The following is a 15,664-nucleotide window of genomic DNA, read 5'->3' as shown; positions in this document are numbered from 1 at the left end:
AGGTAGTTGTTGGCAATCTTTTTATTTTTGAGTTGGAGGTTAACGAATCATGATACGAGTCACAAGTTGTAAAACCGAATATACACATAACCCCATCGGCCTCGATGTCCTTAAACCTCGGTTGTTTTGGCAATTACAAGTTGATCACCGTGGGGTGGTGCAAAGTGCTTATCAAATTAGGGTGGCTACTTCACCTGATAAGCTTGAGGATAACCAAGCCGACATGTGGGATACCGGTAAAGTTAGCTCGAACGCTTCAACCCATGTGCAATATGAGGGTAAACCACTTCACTCTGAAGGAGCGTATTATTGGCAGGTTCGCGTCTGGGACGGTGCTGATGGGCGATCTGAATGGAGCGAGACGGCGTATTGGATGATGGGGATTTTATCACGCAGTGAATGGAAGGCCAAGTGGATCGGGCGCAAGTCCGAGGAAGGACTGCTCATGCAGCCATCCCCTTTTTTTAGAAAATCGTTTGAAGTCAAGAAAAAGGTACGCAGAGCTATCGCTTATGCGACAGCATTAGGTGTATATGAGTTGAATCTGAATGGTGAGCGGCTCGGCGATCGATTTGCTCCAGGATGGACTGATTATAACATCCGTGTACAGGTCCAAGCGGTAGATATGACAGATCAAATAAAGATTGGCAGTAATGTTTTTGGCGTTATTTTAGGAGACGGATGGTATGCCGGAACGGTTGGATTTCTCGGAGATAAGGTATATGGAGAAAGACCCTTTTTCCTCATGCAGGTAAGCCTAGATTACGAAGATGGAACCATGGAAAGGATCATAACGGATCATTCGTGGGCTACGAACAGAGGACCTATTCAATATTCCGATATGATCAAAGGGGAAACCTACGATGCAAGAGCGGAATTAATCGGATGGCATGAGCCTGGCTATGATGATTCGTCATGGGAAATGCCAGATGTTCGTGCTGGATATAATGGGCTGCTAGTGGCTGCAATCGAACCACCGATCCGCATAACGCAAACGATGAAACCGATCAGCATCAACAAGACAGCTGCGGGCACTTACATTTATGATATGGGCCAGAATATGGTCGGTTGGACGTCAGTGAAGGTGCAAGGCGAAAGTGGAACTGAGCTGATATTAAGTCATGCGGAGATGTTGAATCCGGACGGCAGTTTATATATAGAGAACTTGCGCGAAGCATGCCAGCAGAATCATTACATTTTGAATGGAAAAGGTCTAGAGAGCTATGAGCCTCACTTTACGTTCCACGGCTTCCGTTATGTGGAGTTGATTGGCTTTCCTGGAGAGCCAGATCTGGATACGATCGAAGGCAAAGTCGTTCATTCCGATACGCCAGTGACGGGGAAGTTGGAGACATCGGACCCGATGGTGAACCAGCTTTATTCCAACATTACATGGGGGCAGCGCGGTAACTTCTTATCAGTGCCGACGGATTGTCCGCAACGGGATGAGCGGCTAGGTTGGACGGGGGATGCGCAAATTTTTGCCCGTACCGCAGCTTACAATATGGACGTATCCCGATTTTTCAGCAAATATGTCTGGGATATGGTGGATTGTCAGCAGCCTTCAGGTGCTTTTACAGATGTGGCCCCTGATGCTGGCTGGATTCGGTACAAGAACTGGAGTACGAGGCTGAATTGGTTCGCACCGGACAACTCTGGTTGGGGAGATGCCGGTGTCATTATTCCATGGACGATCTATTTAATGTACGGAGATACACGAATCCTTGAAACGCATTACGAGGCCATGGTCAAATGGGTGAATTATTTAAAAAACACGACCGATGAGCTGGTACGTCCAGGTTATGCGAATTATGCCGACTGGCTATCAATTGGTGCTGACACGCCGAACGAAGTGTTGGCTAGCGCTTACTTTGCTTACAGCACGAAGCTGCTTGCGCAAATTGCAGGTGTATTGGGGAAAAGCGAGGATGCGGACCAGTACCAGGCTTTATTTGACGATATCGCTAAAGCTTTCCGTAAAGCTTTTGTCGCGGAAGATGGCCGCATTCACGGCGATACACAAACGGTTTATGTGTTAGCGCTACAATTCGGAATCTTAACGGAAAACCAGTCTAAACAAGCGATTGAGCATCTAGTAACGGATATCCAAGGGCGCGGGAACCGATTGTCGACGGGCTTTCTCGGCGTAGGCTACTTATTGCCAGCGCTAACGGACAACGGCAGTTTGGACGTCGCATATAACTTGCTTCAGCAAGAAGCGTTTCCATCTTGGATGTATTCGATTAAGCACGGTGCAACCACGATCTGGGAACGCTGGGATGGGTGGACGGAGGATCAGGGCTTCCAGACCCCTACGATGAATTCATTCAATCATTACTCCCTCGGCTCCATTGGTGAGTGGATGTTCCGATATATGGCCGGTATTGAAGCGGATCCTGAGCAGCCTGGCTTTCAGCATGTGATCATTAGACCGAAGCCTGGCGGGAACTTAAGCTGGGTCAAGGCAAGCTATGAGTCGTTGTACGGATGCATTAAGGTGGAGTGGCAACTCTCGGATGAAGGAAACTTCCGACTACATGTCGATGTACCTGCCAATACGACAGCAACGATCCATATGACTGATCAAGCAGCGACGCCACAAAAGATCGGATCAGGAAGTTATATTTTCGAAAGTTCAACAAAAAATGATGAGGAGCGAAAAATAGATGTCTGAACGTCGTTTAATTCCCGATACACTTATGCTGGAGGAACGTGCCGCCCACGCCATTAATGCCATGATTGGCATGGCGGATCACGATCATAATTATATTCCTTTTTTTGCTGCTGATTTGATGCATAAACCTGCCTTCATGACACATGGCGATTGGGATTACGGTTCATCGCATGGACGAATGATCGATGGTCTCATCCTGGCTCGTCATATGTCAGGAGAAGAGTTCGGCAAGGAGGTTGAGGAGCGCTATCGCGCGAATCTGCTGTCTTTTTTTAAGGAAGACGGCATGAGCTATAGACAGATTAACCCAACGCATGATTGGGAGCCTAATGCTAATTTGATTGATCAGCGGGCTGTCATTTTATCCTTGACGTCATGGTTTATGGAATCAGGCGACCTGAAGGTGAAAGAAGTGGCTGATCGCCATGTGGCGGCTTTAAAACGTATCGCGATTAAAGAGCGCGATGTTTGGTATTATCCGGCTTCCGAATATAAAGAAACGGGTTGGCCTTCGCGTAACGCGATTCAGCTGCGTTTAGCGCCCGATCCGGCGGCATTTTGCGGTCGATTGGTGATGCCTTTATTGAAATATCATGAGTTAACGGGCAACCAGGATGCTTTTGAACTGTGCCAATTTTTCACAGCGCTGATCATCGAACGAAGCGGCGTGTTTAATCAAGACGGCAGCTTCAACGATTCTCTCGCGTATCGGAGCGGGCATTTCCATACACGCATTGGTACGCTGGATGCAATCGCGAGATTTGGTGTATGGACAGGTGACGCAGCGATGCTGGCTTGGGTCAAGAAAAGCTACGATTGGGCGCTGACCAAATGTACGACTTTTGGATGGACACCAGGAGACTTGCATGAACAAGCCTACGAACATGAAACATGCTCGTTGGTTGATTTGATTGCTACAGGTATTACTTTAGCGCAAAGCGGTTATGTGGAATATTGGGGAACTGTGGAGCGGTTCTTACGCAACCATTTGGCAGAATCCCAACTGCTAGATCTGGATTGGGTGGAGGAAACAGACGATAAGTCCTGTGACATTCATGCGAACAAAAGCTTTTATAAAGTTGCGGAGCGCACGCGGGGATCATTTGCCGGGTACTCGGCGCCTAATGATTTTGTTTGCGATGTGAACGAAGGGCGCGGTCATATGAGCGATTTACAGATCTGTTGTCTAGGCTCTGGAACACGCGGTCTATTCATGGGTTGGAGTCACACGATTACGGAGAAAAAAGGTACGATCAGCGTCAATTTCCTTTTGAACCGCGGTTCGAAATGGCTGGATGTCAGCTCCTACCTGCCTCACGAAGGGAAAGTCGTCCTCGATATTCACACGGATATTTCAAGGCTGCAGATTCGAATTCCAGAGTGGGCTGGCTTTACGAAAATCAAGTATGTGCGGGAACGTAATGGTGAAGTGATCGAGGGGAAGGGAAGCGAAGCGAGCAGCTGGGTGAACAAGCACTTCCTCTTACTTGGTTCCGCAGTCGCAGGGGAGAAAATCACGGTAACCTTCCCGCTGAGCTTGCGCACAACGATAGAGAATGCAGTAGGCCAAACATTTGAAACGGAATGGCGCGGGGACGAAGTCGTGAATATCACGCCAAAAGGCAAGAAAAAGCCGTTGTACAGCGGACGTCAAGTGTTTGAAGAGGCGCCAATGCGTACTGGGGATTATCGCCGATTGGATAAGGAATTTGTCTGGTAAGGCATGGAATCATTCGCAGTCTGCTCTGCTTGCTGAGCGGATTACACAAGGAGGAGTACGATGCAAACGGTAGTTGCAATCTACACAGGCCAGGGCTTAGCAGACCCTTTGAAAAAGGTGTTTCAAGAGCTGCTGCCGGATATTCGCCTTATTAGTATTATTGATGATAGCTTAATCGGTGATGTGAATCGTGCAGGGCACATCCCGGATCTCGTGTCTCGCCATCTGGTTCAGTATTATCGGCATGCAGAGGAACTTGGAGCTGACGTCATTCTCAATACGTGTTCCTCTGTTGGGGACGTAGCAGAGGATGCGCGTACAGTCATCGGGATACCGATTGTTCGAATTGATGATTCGATGGCCGCCAGAGCGGTAGCCAGCTATGCGCGGATTGGCGTGTTGGCAACGCTGCCGTCAACCTTGGAACCGACATTACGACTCATTCAGAGTAAAGCGGATGAAGCAGGAGCTCAGGTGCAGCTTGTGAGCGGACTCGCAGAGGGGGCCTTTGATGCTCTGATCAGCGGTAACCCGGAAGAGCATGACCGTCTATTGCTGGAAACGGCGAAGCGGGTTGCGGAAACGGCCGATGTATTGGTATTGGCGCAAGGCTCGATGGCGCGTATGGAGCAAGCGCTGGCCGAGGCGACCAGCACGCCAGTTCTTTCCTCGCCTAGATCGGGCGTCGAGCAGGTGAAGGCGCTGCTAGCTGCTGCCTTGGAGGCGAAAAAAGTATGAGTCAAGATCGCGTAACAGCTGTTTATTTAGTGGAAACAGCGTACACCTTGGAACGGGCAGCTACTTGTATTGCTGGCGAACAGTCAACCGGGACGTTCACCTCTGTCCCGGGAGAGACGTTGACACTTAAGGACTTATATGGCGCAAAAATAGAGAATATTGAACCGCTCGAGGAAGTGAACGCCCCTTCACTTCCAGGGGCTAAGACGCCACCCAATCATGACGGTCGATATCGGCGTGGACGTGTGACGGTATCTTTTCCTCTCCATAATTTCGGGCCTTCCATTCCTAATTTAATGTCTGCTGTTGCTGGCAATTTATTTGAGCTTCAGGAGCTGTCAGGACTTCGATTACTGGATTTGGAACTGCCGGACGCCTTTACGGCGCGATATCCGGGTCCGAAGTTCGGTACCTGCGGAACAAGGAAGCTGACAGGCGTCTATGATCGACCGATTCTGGGGACGATTGTGAAGCCGAGCATCGGATTAACGACAGACGAATTATCAACATTAGTAGGGAAGCTGGCGAGAGCTGGCATGGATTTCATTAAGGATGATGAGTTGAATGCGAATCCACCTTGCGCACCTTTGGCTGATAAAGTGAAAGCAGTCATGGAAGCTGTCGAAAGGGCTGCAGATGCCACAGGCAAAAAGCTCATGTATGCATTTAACATTACAGGTGATTATGATGAGCTTCAAAGAAATCATGATTTGGTCGTTAAAGCAGGCGGTACCTGCGTGATGGTTAGCATCCTTAGCATCGGGTTGTCGGGGCTTGCGTTTTTGAACCAGTTCAGCGAAGTTCCGATCCATGGACATCGCAATCAATGGGGAATGCTGACTCGTTCACCGTTGCTGGGGATAGAGTTTACGGCCTATCAAAAGCTATGCCGATTAGCCGGCGCAGATCAGTTGCACGTGAATGGTCTAAATAGTAAGTTTTACGAGAGTAATGAATCGGTCGTTCGCTCTATAAAAGCTTGTACTTCCCCTCTCTTTGGCGGCTACAGCTCGCTGCCAGTCGTATCCTCAGCCCAGTGGGCAGGGACCGCTCCGGCTACCTATGCAGCAACGGAAACTGTGGATGTCATGCACTTGGCCGGCGGAGGCATGTTGGCGCATCCAGATGGTCCTGCAGCAGGTTTTGAGAGTATGAAGCTAGGTTGGGAAGCAGCGGTTCAGGGCATCCCTCTTGACACCTATGCGGCTCAGCATCCTATTTTGCAAAGGGCGATTGAGAAATACGGGAAGGGTGAGGGTTAGTGGACGAATCCCCGGTAGTAATAGGTTACAATGCCGTAAGTTCAGTGACGAAAAGGCTGCTCTGTTATTATGGTGATGATTTTACTGGTTCCACGGATGTACTCGAATCATTGTTTCATTCCGGATTAAGAACTGTCTTGTTCTTAGCGCCGCCCGCACCTGAAGTGCTTGAGCGATTTCCAGATGTTGCGTGCTTCGGCGTGGCTGGGGTGGGACGTTCCTTAACGCCGGAGGAAATGGAGACGGAACTGCGACCGATATTTACAACATTAAAAGCAGCTGGAGCTGCCGTCGTGCATTATAAAGTTTGTTCAACCTTTGACTCTTCGCCTGGCACTGGTAATATCGGCAAAGCAGCGGAAATTGGGCGGGATGTGTTCGGCGGCCGATTCATTCCCATGCTTGTCGGTGTGCCGTATTTGGGCCGTTATACTTTGTTTGGCAACCATTTTGCAATGGGTGGGGGAAAGGTACATCGGCTAGACCACCATCCGACGATGTCCATGCATCCTGTTACGCCAATGGCGGAATCAGACTTGCGAAAGCATTTGGCGAAACAGACTGCTCTGAGAACAGCTCTATTGGATATTTTGGCGCTAGACGGCACTGATGCCCAGGTACGAGAGCGCCTTGAGAAGGTCATCCAGCAAGAAAAGCCTGATCTACTTCTATTTGATGTCTTGGATGAGCGGCGATTGGAAGCAGCGGGCAGACTTATTTCGGATGAGGCAGCGGAGCAAGAAGGAATATTTGTCATCGGCTCCTCCGGGGTTGAGTATGCGCTAGGAGCAATTTGGCGCAAAGCATTAGGGACATCAGCTGGGGCGGGTACTGAAACGCCAAAAAGAGAGAGTAGTCAAGTGTCTCCATCTCCCCTGCTCGTAATTTCAGGCAGCTGTTCGCCAGTCACAGAAGAGCAGATTCAATTTGCCTTGGAAGCAGGATTTGTAGGGATTCGTGTACCAACAATTGAGCTGCTCATGGAAGAAACGCAAGAGGCTGCCCGCGTAAAGCTGCAGCTGGAAGCTGGGCAATGGCTGTCCCAGGGGAAGAATGTCATGATGTATTCGGCAACTGGTCCAAATGATGAGAGCATCGCAGCCCTACGCGAGGTTTTGGCCGATAAGGGAATTAGGGCGGAAGAGAGCAGCCGATTGTTAGGCATGGCTCTAGGCTCTGTAGCTAAAGAGCTAGTAAGACAGCTTGGCATTACTCGTATTTTAATTGCAGGAGGAGACACCTCAGGGTATGTGACGAGGGAGCTAGGGGTGTATGCGATTGAATGTATAGCTGCACTGGATCCGGGAGGGCCGCTCTGCCGTGCTTATGCGAAAGACCCTCAGTTTGAGGGTCTTGAACTAGTGCTCAAGGGCGGACAGGTGGGCACTGCGAATTTTTTTGAAAAGGTTGCCGGTTACAGATAAGGCATTAGTATGGTCTAGTCGTACAACTACGGACAAATGTAAAGGTGGGCTAACATGGACGTTAAAGATCACACTTCATGGTTGGATCTAGACTATAAACCGAAGCTGCCCAAGAACAAATCTTTCGGTATCGGGATTGTGGGCGCTGGTGAAATCGTAAGCGAAGCGCATCTTCCGGCCTATCGTATGGCAGGGTTTAATGTTGTCGGGATTACCAATCGAACAAGAAATAAAGCGGAAATCGTCGCAAACAGGTATGACATTCCCAAGGTATACGATACCGTGGAAGAACTGATTTTCGATCCGGAAGTCGAGATTGTTGATATTGCGCTAACCGCGGATTTACAGCCGGATATCGTGCGAATGGCCGCTGCGGCCGGAAAACACGTCCTATGCCAAAAGCCGCTTGCAGACAGCTTTAGCTCCGCTAAAAGCATCGTCGACATGTGTGATCGCGCAGGCGTCAAGGGAGCGATCAACCAGCAAATGCGGTGGGCTCCCGGCATAAGAGCGAGTCACTCGATCATTCAACGGGGCTGGCTCGGAGAAGTGACCCAGGCTACCATTCAGGTGAATGTGAACACGAATTTTGCCAACTGGTCATTTTTACGGGAAGTCGATACGCTCGAGGTCATGTACCACAGTATTCATTACATGGATTCCATTCGATTCTTGTTGGGTACACCCGAATATATTTATGCGGATGGGGCCAAGTATCCGGGACAAAGGGTGAAAGGCGAGACCAGAACGATGCTGCATATGAAATTTCCTGGTGAGACAAGAGGACTCGTTCATGACAACCATAATAACTGGGCAAATGTGGAGGATTGGTTCGCGACTTTCCGATTTGAAGGGACAAAAGGAATCATTAATGGGACGAACGGCGCGTTGTATAACTATCCTGTTGGCAGAGAGGATACAATCAGCTTTATTTCGAAAGAAATTGACCCCAATTATTGGTTCAGCCCAACGCTTGAGGGCAAATGGTTCCCGCATGCATTCATGGGGACAATGGGAGAATTGATGAGAGCGATTGAGGAAGATCGCGAACCTGAGAATAGTGTTCGAGATAATTTGTTAACGATACAGATGTTATTTGCGGCCTATCGGTCCATGGCTGAAAATCGGCCCGTCCGATTGGATGAAATTCAATAAATGTTGAGGTGTAAGTGATGAGACCATTGGAAGGATTAGTGGTGCTAGAGTTTTGCCAGTATTTGTCCGGACCCTCAGCGACACTTCGTCTGGCCGATCTGGGCGCAAGGGTCATTAAAATTGAACGGCCAGGGTCTGGGGACGGCTGCCGCCAACTGTTGTTGAACAATCTTGAAACGGACGAAGGCGGTGTTCTGTTTCAAACGATTAATCGTAACAAAGAAAGCTACGCCGCCGACTTGAAAAATCCGCAGGATCTGGCCAAGCTCATCAAGCTGATCGGTCAAGCGGATGTGTTGGTTGAAAACTTTCGTCCTGGGACCTTGGAGAAAATTGGGCTTGGCTATGAGGATGTGAAGAAAATAAATCCTCGTATTGTCTATGGAACGGTTACCGGATACGGAAAAGAGGGGCCTTGGAAAAACAAGCCAGGACAAGATCTTCTCGTTCAATCCTTGACGGGCCTCGCTTATTTGAATGGGAATGGTGACCAGCCTCCGATGCCGTTCGCGCTTGCGATAGCTGACATGATCACGGGCGCGCAGTTAGCGCAGGGCATTTTGGCCTGCCTGGTTCGACGCGGACGGACAGATGAAGGCGGGCTTGTCGAGGTAAGTTTGCTAGAATCGATGCTTGACTTTCAGTTTGAGGTATTGACTACATATTTGAATGATGGTGGTCAATTGCCTGAGCGCAGCCATATTAACAATGCCCATGCTTATTTGGGTGCGCCATACGGCATCTATGAAACGCAAGACGGTTATATCGCACTAGCGATGGGTTCCATCGTCCGTCTGGGACAATTGCTCGAATGTCCAGAGGTGGCGGCGTTTACCGATCCGAAGGAATGGTTTACGCGCAGGGATGAGATTAAGGGACTTCTTGTCGAGCATTTGAAGCAGCGAACGACGGAGGAGTGGCTTAGTGTATTAGAACCTGCGGATTACTGGAGCTCTGACGTGTTTACTTGGGATAAATTAATGAATCATGAAGGGTTCAAAGTACTGGATATGATTCAGGAGGTAGGCCGTCCCGGTCAGCAACCGCTTAGGACGACACGTTGTCCAATTCGGATTAATGGTGAACGCATCAAATCCGCGCAATGGGCGCCTGCCATCGGTGAAAACAATGGAAAGATTGAGATGGACTTCAATTTGATAGATGGATGAGAGCGGTGACAACATGAGCGGAGTTACTCTTACGAAACCTCTTGAAGGCATACTGGTTCTCGATTTCAGTCAATTTCTTTCCGGCCCCTCGGCGGCGCTTCGTCTAGCTGACATGGGGGCTCGTGTGATCAAAATTGAACGACCGGTGGTCGGGGACATATGCAGGACGCTATATATATCAAATCTGGAGCTTGATGGTGATAGCACGCTCTTTCATTCTATTAACCGTAACAAAGAAAGCATTGCTGCTGATTTAAAGGATTCGGAAGATGTTCGACTGGTCAAAAAGCTGATAGAGCAAGCGGATGTACTCATTCAAAATTTTCGGCCGGGCGTGATGCAAAAACTTGGTTTGGACTACGAAGCGGTGAAAGCGATAAATCCAAAGTTGATTTACGGTGAAATCACAGGTTACAGCAATGAAGGTCCATGGGTTGGAATGCCGGGCCAGGATTTGCTTGTCCAATCACTCTCAGGTATGACTTGGTTAAATGGTAATCAGGGGCAACCGCCGACGCCATTTGGCTTGGCCCTTGCCGATATGTCGGCAGGCGCCCATCTTGTTCAAGGTATTTTAGCTGGACTGTTACGAAGAGGAATTACGGGGGAAGGCTGCCATGTTCAGGTTAGTTTGTTTGAATCGATACTGGATTTTCAATTTATGGAACTAACTACTTTCCTGAATAATGGCTGCCATTTGCCGGTTCGAAGTGAGATTCACAATGCTAATCCGTACATGGGAGCGCCCTACGGGATTTACCGGACGAAGGACGGCTTTCTTGCATTGGCGCAGGGATCTGTAACGGAGTTAGGAAAGCTGCTGCAATGCGAAGGTTTGCTAGGTTATGTGGATCCCCATTCTTGGCTTACCGAAAGAGACGAGATTAAAAGAATAGTGTCTGATCATCTCCTGCGGAAAAGCACCAGAGAATGGTTGGATTGCCTTGAACCGGCTGGCTTTCCCTGCACGGAGGTATTGAATTGGAACCAGCTTATGCAGCAGGAAGCTTTTCAAACGTTGAACATGATGCAAGAAGTAAGGCGCAGTAACGGCTCCGCTATGATCACGACTCGTTGTCCGATGCGAATAGACGGTCAGTTACTTCCTTCAGCTAAAGGTTCGCCGCGAATTGGCGAGGATACGTTGAAAGTACGTAATGAATACCAACTGTAATATATCAAGTTTTCCATAGGGGTGATGATGAGCATGCGATCCATTTTTTTCGAAGATTATGAAGTTGGCGCTAGCCGAGAAACCTTCGGCCGTACGATAACTGAAACTGATATTGTGGTGCACGCGGGGCAAACGGGTGATTTCTATCCTCACCATATGGACGCAGAATGGTGCAAAACTCAAGATTTCAAGCAGCGTATCGCGCATGGCACTTTGATTTTTAGTGTCGGTGTTGGGATGAGTGCCGGAGAAATAAATCCCGAAGCGTTCTCATATGGATATGACCGACTGCGTTTTATCAAACCGGTGTTTATCGGGGATACGATTCACGTACGTATTTCCATCAAAGAACAAAGAGCTTACGCGAAGAGAGAGGATCACGGAATTGTCGTAGAACAACTGGAAGTGATCAATCAGCATGGTGCCGCTGTATTGGTATGTGAACATTTACTATTGGTAAGGAAGAAATCGTTGCAAGGGTAGAATGGAGGATCTAGATGATAACGATTCGAGGGATGACTTGGCAGCATGAACGGGGAGTAGATCCACTGGTTGCCGCAGCTTCCGACTATAACCGAATGCATCAGGACGTCAAGATTGAATGGGATGCCCGTTCTTTACAGGACTTTGAAAATTATCCATTGGAGCTTCTCGCTGATCGATATGATTTGATCATGATTGATCATCCTCATCTTGGTGCGGCTATTTCCGAGAACCTGCTGCTGCCGTTAGATGATCTTTTATCTCCTTCGTATTTAGCCGATCAAAAGTTACATCGTGTTGGATTAAGCTTTGATAGCTACACCTGGGAGGGAAGGCAATGGGCGCTTGCCGCAGATGCTGCGGCCCAGATTGCTGCTTATCGTGAAGATCTGCTCCAAGCCGCAGGATTAGAGGTACCACGCAGTTGGGACGATGTGTTTGCGTTAGTTAAGAAGCTTCCAAAAGGAAGTCGGATTGGACTTCCGCTGGTACCTGTACACGCATATGCCAGTTATTTTACGTTATGCGCACAAATTGGCGGTGAAGCCTTCTGGAGCCAGGATGCGGATATCCCATATGCTGTTGGAGAAGAGGCGCTTAGCGTACTTATGAATTTACTGGCTGTTTCACATCGGCAATCGGCCACAGTCGATCCGATCGGTATGTACGAATTGATGTCAACGACTAATGAGATTGCTTATGTTCCTTTGATTTATGGGTACTCCAATTATGCAAGAGAAGCTTTCCGCCCTAGTCTTATCCGCTGCACGAATATTCCTTCCTCGAACGGAAGCCCGAGTGGGAGTATGATCGGCGGGGTCGGCTTGGCCATCTCCTCACGTTGCAAGTATCGTGAACATGCTGTCAACTTTCTCCAGATGACCGTAAGCGGTGACTATCAGAAATCTTCTTTTGTTCAAAACGGTGGACAGCCTGGGCATTTGAGTGCATGGAAAGATGCTGAAGTAAATAGGGTCACAAATGGATTTTTCAAAGATACGCTGGAGACGCTTGAGCTTGGTTCTATGCGACCGCGGTTTAATGGCTATATTGGATTCCAAGACCGTGCAGGCGCAGAGATCCAGCAGTTTCTACTTAAGGGAACCGAAAGTTCACGGACGCTAGTTCATCGACTTAACCAATGGGTTCACGATTATAAAAAGTGAGAGATGGGAGGAACCTGTGTGAAGGTTGATTCACATCAGCATTTTTGGAATTTTGAACGTATCCCGTACCACTGGCCGACTGCGGAGACGAAATCGATTTACAGAAATATTGAAGCGCCTGAACTTGAGCCATTCTTGCAAGCGTGCGGCGTAGACAAAACCGTTCTTGTCCAGGCAATGAATCATTATGCGGATACGGACTATATGCTTGAGGTGGCCGAACAGTATACTTGGGTCGCCGGTGTTGTCGGTTGGGTTCCTCTTGATCGGCCGGATGAGGTTTCGAGAAAGCTTGAAACGTATCTCAAGAACCCCTATTTCAAAGGTGTGCGGCATCTTAACCACGAAGAGCCAGATCCCGATTGGGTGATTCGTCCTGATGTGATGGAAGGGTTGAAAGTGTTAGCAGTAGCCGGTGTTCCGTACGATTTGGTGGCTATTTTCCCCGAACACCTCAAACATGTTCCAACATTGGCAGAAAACATTCCAAATCTCAAGTTGGTTATTGATCATTTGGCAAAGCCGCCGATTCGGGAAGGCTTATTTCAATCATGGGCGGATGGCATGGCGATCGCCGCTCAGTATCCGAATGTTTATGCGAAAGTATCGGGATTAAATACGGCTGCGATCTGGGATCGATGGTCAGCCAATGACATTAAGCCTTATATCAATCATGCAATGGACGTCTTCGGATCTGAACGGTTAATGTTCGGCAGCGACTGGCCTGTGGCCAATCTTGCTGGGGATTACTGCAAAGTGTGGAACGAAACGAATCGCGCGATAGCGGACTACAGTCAGGCAGATCGCGAAGCCATTCTGGGCGGGACTGCAGCTAGGTTCTATAATTTGTGATGAGTTTATCTTATTACCCAGTATTTCTGAGTATAGCCCAACGAGAAATCGAAGGGCTATAAATCAGCAAAATCGACACTCATGTTAACTGGAACGTTAACAAATGGAAAATCTACATCGATTAAAGAACTCTTGTGGCGCACGGATCCAAGGCACTTCTTGATGCAGGTATTGATCATAATACGGGTTCCGGTACTATGATGAGTGATGAAGTAATACTTTATGGATGGAGGTAACAATGAAGAAAATATTGCCGATGAAATATCCAGAGATTACTTCCTATAGCATCCAGTCAAATGTACTTTCAATAATCGCAAATTATGAAGAGACATTGCCGTGGTACCACTCACATTTTGTACAACTCTGTTGTGATAAACAATCATTAATGATAGGTTTTACAGACTGGGCTCATAATGACACGATATTTGTCCCCCGGCAACATGTCGATAATAGTTTAATAAAAAATAAATGGGAATCAAACATCTGCGAGTTTTTAATTAATTCAATTAATCTTGATTTTTATAATTATTTTTATATTGATGAATATTACATACCTGACTCAAATGCATATCAATCATATAAATTTGTTCATAATGTCTTTGTTTATGGCTACGACATTGAAGAGGAGATATTTTTTATTGCCGGTTCCTTGAAAGATGGCAAGTACATGTTCACTAGATGTACTTTTACTGAATTGGAGAATGCTTATAAAAGCGTTAGTCAAATCGAAGACTTGTTGGGAGGAGTATCTATGTATAAATACAAGAAGATCTCCGTTGATTTTGACTTAAACTTTGTCGCCAATTCAATAATTGAATATCTCTATTCGAAAAATTCCTTCCAATACGATAAACGACTTCATACTTATAAAGACGAATTTATTTACGGTATATCTGTATATCAGCATCTAGATGATTATTTAAGCCGTCTACTACACGGTGAAGATAAAAAAATTGATAAACGACCTTTCCATGCACTTTGGGATCATAAAAAATGTATGCTTTCTAGAATAAAATACATGGGGACCAACGACTTACTTAAGAACGCTGATAGTTTGTTTGTAAAATACCAAATAATTGAAAGAGAAACATTGTATCATAGAAACTCGATTTTGAAGTACTCCTTAACTAAGAATAAAGATGTGTTAGAAAAAATAAGACATGGAATAAACAGGCTTGTAGAAAATGAAATGACATTATTAAATTGTTTTTTGGAATCGATTAATCCGCTATAAATGTTGGATAGGGGCTTGTAGTGGACTCCATATCGTCAAGAATAGCAAAGCCCTTTTCAGTTTTAGCAATGAGCTGAAATGAATTTAACAGTATCCAAAATAGGTTAATACTATTGTCTATAATACTAAATGCTAACTATGAATCCACTGTATTTTCTTATAGTGTTACACACCATATATGGACATCCGTTTTGAGAAACGGAATAGTCTATTTTTTTTGTGAATATATAGGAGGAGAAAATGGCTTCATTCTTTCATATTTACTGTCCAGAGGGAGTTGAGAGTAAGTATAGCCTGATTGTTTGTTGTTGCAAAAGAGGCATTCATTACCTTTCTTTAATTGGCTTAAGAATAAAAGTAACTACAACAGCCGAATAGTCTGGTGGGACAACGAACCTGAAGCTGTTAAGGAAGCCGTACGGCAGTATTACAAAAAGAAGATTCTGTACTACATGTTTAAGTGAGAAGTTCTACTTTAAAAGAATTTGGCAAGTTAAAAATATTAATATATGTGACATACATAATCAATTCTTACAAGACAATTGCCCTAATTGTCTAAAAGATATTCCTTATTTAGATATTAATATCATTAATGGTATGTGTCCTCATTGCC

At 46.9% G+C, this 15,664-nt stretch carries 12 protein-coding genes; all 12 read left to right on the top strand.

From position 1 onward, the window contains the following. Positions 1-49: 49 nt before the first annotated feature. The 12 genes from GC096_RS08395 (at position 50) to GC096_RS08340 (ending at position 15,051) form a co-directional block, all read left to right on the top strand. The gene (locus GC096_RS08395; RefSeq protein WP_171629776.1) at positions 50-2,674 is read left to right on the top strand and encodes a family 78 glycoside hydrolase catalytic domain; all 2,625 of its coding nucleotides are present in this window, start codon (positions 50-52) and stop codon (positions 2,672-2,674) included. After that, positions 2,667-4,394 carry a glycoside hydrolase family protein gene (locus tag GC096_RS08390; protein WP_171629775.1) on the top strand — a complete coding sequence of 576 codons (1,728 nt, stop codon included), beginning with the start codon at positions 2,667-2,669 and terminating at the stop codon, positions 4,392-4,394. The genes GC096_RS08395 and GC096_RS08390 overlap by 8 nt, the downstream gene beginning before the upstream one ends. Before the next feature lie 60 nt (positions 4,395-4,454). Continuing rightward, positions 4,455-5,132, top strand: coding sequence for an aspartate/glutamate racemase family protein (locus GC096_RS08385; protein WP_171629774.1), 678 nt, complete (start codon positions 4,455-4,457; stop codon positions 5,130-5,132). Beyond that, positions 5,129-6,394, top strand: coding sequence for a ribulose-bisphosphate carboxylase large subunit family protein (locus GC096_RS08380; RefSeq protein ID WP_171629773.1), 1,266 nt, complete (start codon positions 5,129-5,131; stop codon positions 6,392-6,394). The genes GC096_RS08385 and GC096_RS08380 overlap by 4 nt, the downstream gene beginning before the upstream one ends. Next, entirely contained in the window at positions 6,394-7,818 is a 1,425-nt protein-coding gene (locus GC096_RS08375; RefSeq protein ID WP_312886221.1) for a four-carbon acid sugar kinase family protein, read from the top strand. Before GC096_RS08380 ends, GC096_RS08375 begins: the two co-directional genes overlap by 1 nt. A 54-nt stretch (positions 7,819-7,872) precedes the next feature. Beyond that, the gene (locus GC096_RS08370) at positions 7,873-8,973 is read left to right on the top strand and encodes a Gfo/Idh/MocA family protein (protein WP_171629772.1); all 1,101 of its coding nucleotides are present in this window, start codon (positions 7,873-7,875) and stop codon (positions 8,971-8,973) included. 17 nt (positions 8,974-8,990) lie between these two features. Next, positions 8,991-10,142 (top strand): CaiB/BaiF CoA transferase family protein, encoded by a 1,152-nt coding sequence (locus GC096_RS08365; RefSeq protein ID WP_171629771.1) that lies wholly within the window; start codon positions 8,991-8,993, stop codon positions 10,140-10,142. A 13-nt stretch (positions 10,143-10,155) separates the two neighbouring features. Further along, a complete protein-coding gene (locus tag GC096_RS08360) occupies positions 10,156-11,316 on the top strand; it encodes a CaiB/BaiF CoA transferase family protein (RefSeq protein ID WP_171629770.1) in 1,161 nt (386 codons plus the stop codon). A gap of 33 nt (positions 11,317-11,349) precedes the next feature. Then, the gene (locus GC096_RS08355) at positions 11,350-11,799 is read left to right on the top strand and encodes a MaoC family dehydratase (RefSeq protein ID WP_216626062.1); all 450 of its coding nucleotides are present in this window, start codon (positions 11,350-11,352) and stop codon (positions 11,797-11,799) included. A gap of 14 nt (positions 11,800-11,813) precedes the next feature. Further along, positions 11,814-12,965, top strand: a complete 1,152-nt coding sequence (locus GC096_RS08350; RefSeq protein ID WP_171629769.1) for an ABC transporter substrate-binding protein — start codon at positions 11,814-11,816, stop codon at positions 12,963-12,965. A gap of 18 nt (positions 12,966-12,983) precedes the next feature. Continuing rightward, complete coding sequence (locus tag GC096_RS08345) at positions 12,984-13,817, top strand: amidohydrolase family protein (protein ID WP_171629768.1); 834 nt, start codon at positions 12,984-12,986, stop codon at positions 13,815-13,817. A 238-nt stretch (positions 13,818-14,055) separates the two neighbouring features. Further along, complete coding sequence (locus GC096_RS08340; protein WP_171629767.1) at positions 14,056-15,051, top strand: hypothetical protein; 996 nt, start codon at positions 14,056-14,058, stop codon at positions 15,049-15,051. Positions 15,052-15,664 lie beyond the last annotated feature (613 nt).

This window comes from Paenibacillus plantarum, assembly GCF_013141695.1.
GTDB classification, from domain to species: domain Bacteria; phylum Bacillota; class Bacilli; order Paenibacillales; family NBRC-103111; genus Paenibacillus_E; species Paenibacillus_E plantarum.
Note: the sequence above shows the minus strand (reverse complement) of the source record. Positions and strands in the feature narration are given on the sequence as shown.

Excerpts from the sequence above, each read along its gene's own strand:
- GC096_RS08395 (WP_171629776.1), top strand. The coding sequence starts at position 50 with ATGATACGAGTCACAAGTTGTAAAACCGAATATACACATAACCCCATC.
- GC096_RS08385 (WP_171629774.1), top strand. The coding sequence starts at position 4,455 with ATGCAAACGGTAGTTGCAATCTACACAGGCCAGGGCTTAGCAGACCCT.
- GC096_RS08360 (WP_171629770.1), top strand. The coding sequence starts at position 10,156 with ATGAGCGGAGTTACTCTTACGAAACCTCTTGAAGGCATACTGGTTCTC.
- GC096_RS08390 (WP_171629775.1), top strand. The coding sequence starts at position 2,667 with ATGTCTGAACGTCGTTTAATTCCCGATACACTTATGCTGGAGGAACGT.
- GC096_RS08355 (WP_216626062.1), top strand. The coding sequence starts at position 11,350 with ATGCGATCCATTTTTTTCGAAGATTATGAAGTTGGCGCTAGCCGAGAA.
- GC096_RS08370 (WP_171629772.1), top strand. The coding sequence starts at position 7,873 with ATGGACGTTAAAGATCACACTTCATGGTTGGATCTAGACTATAAACCG.
- GC096_RS08340 (WP_171629767.1), top strand. The coding sequence starts at position 14,056 with ATGAAGAAAATATTGCCGATGAAATATCCAGAGATTACTTCCTATAGC.
- GC096_RS08365 (WP_171629771.1), top strand. The coding sequence starts at position 8,991 with ATGAGACCATTGGAAGGATTAGTGGTGCTAGAGTTTTGCCAGTATTTG.
- GC096_RS08350 (WP_171629769.1), top strand. The coding sequence starts at position 11,814 with ATGATAACGATTCGAGGGATGACTTGGCAGCATGAACGGGGAGTAGAT.
- GC096_RS08380 (WP_171629773.1), top strand. The coding sequence starts at position 5,129 with ATGAGTCAAGATCGCGTAACAGCTGTTTATTTAGTGGAAACAGCGTAC.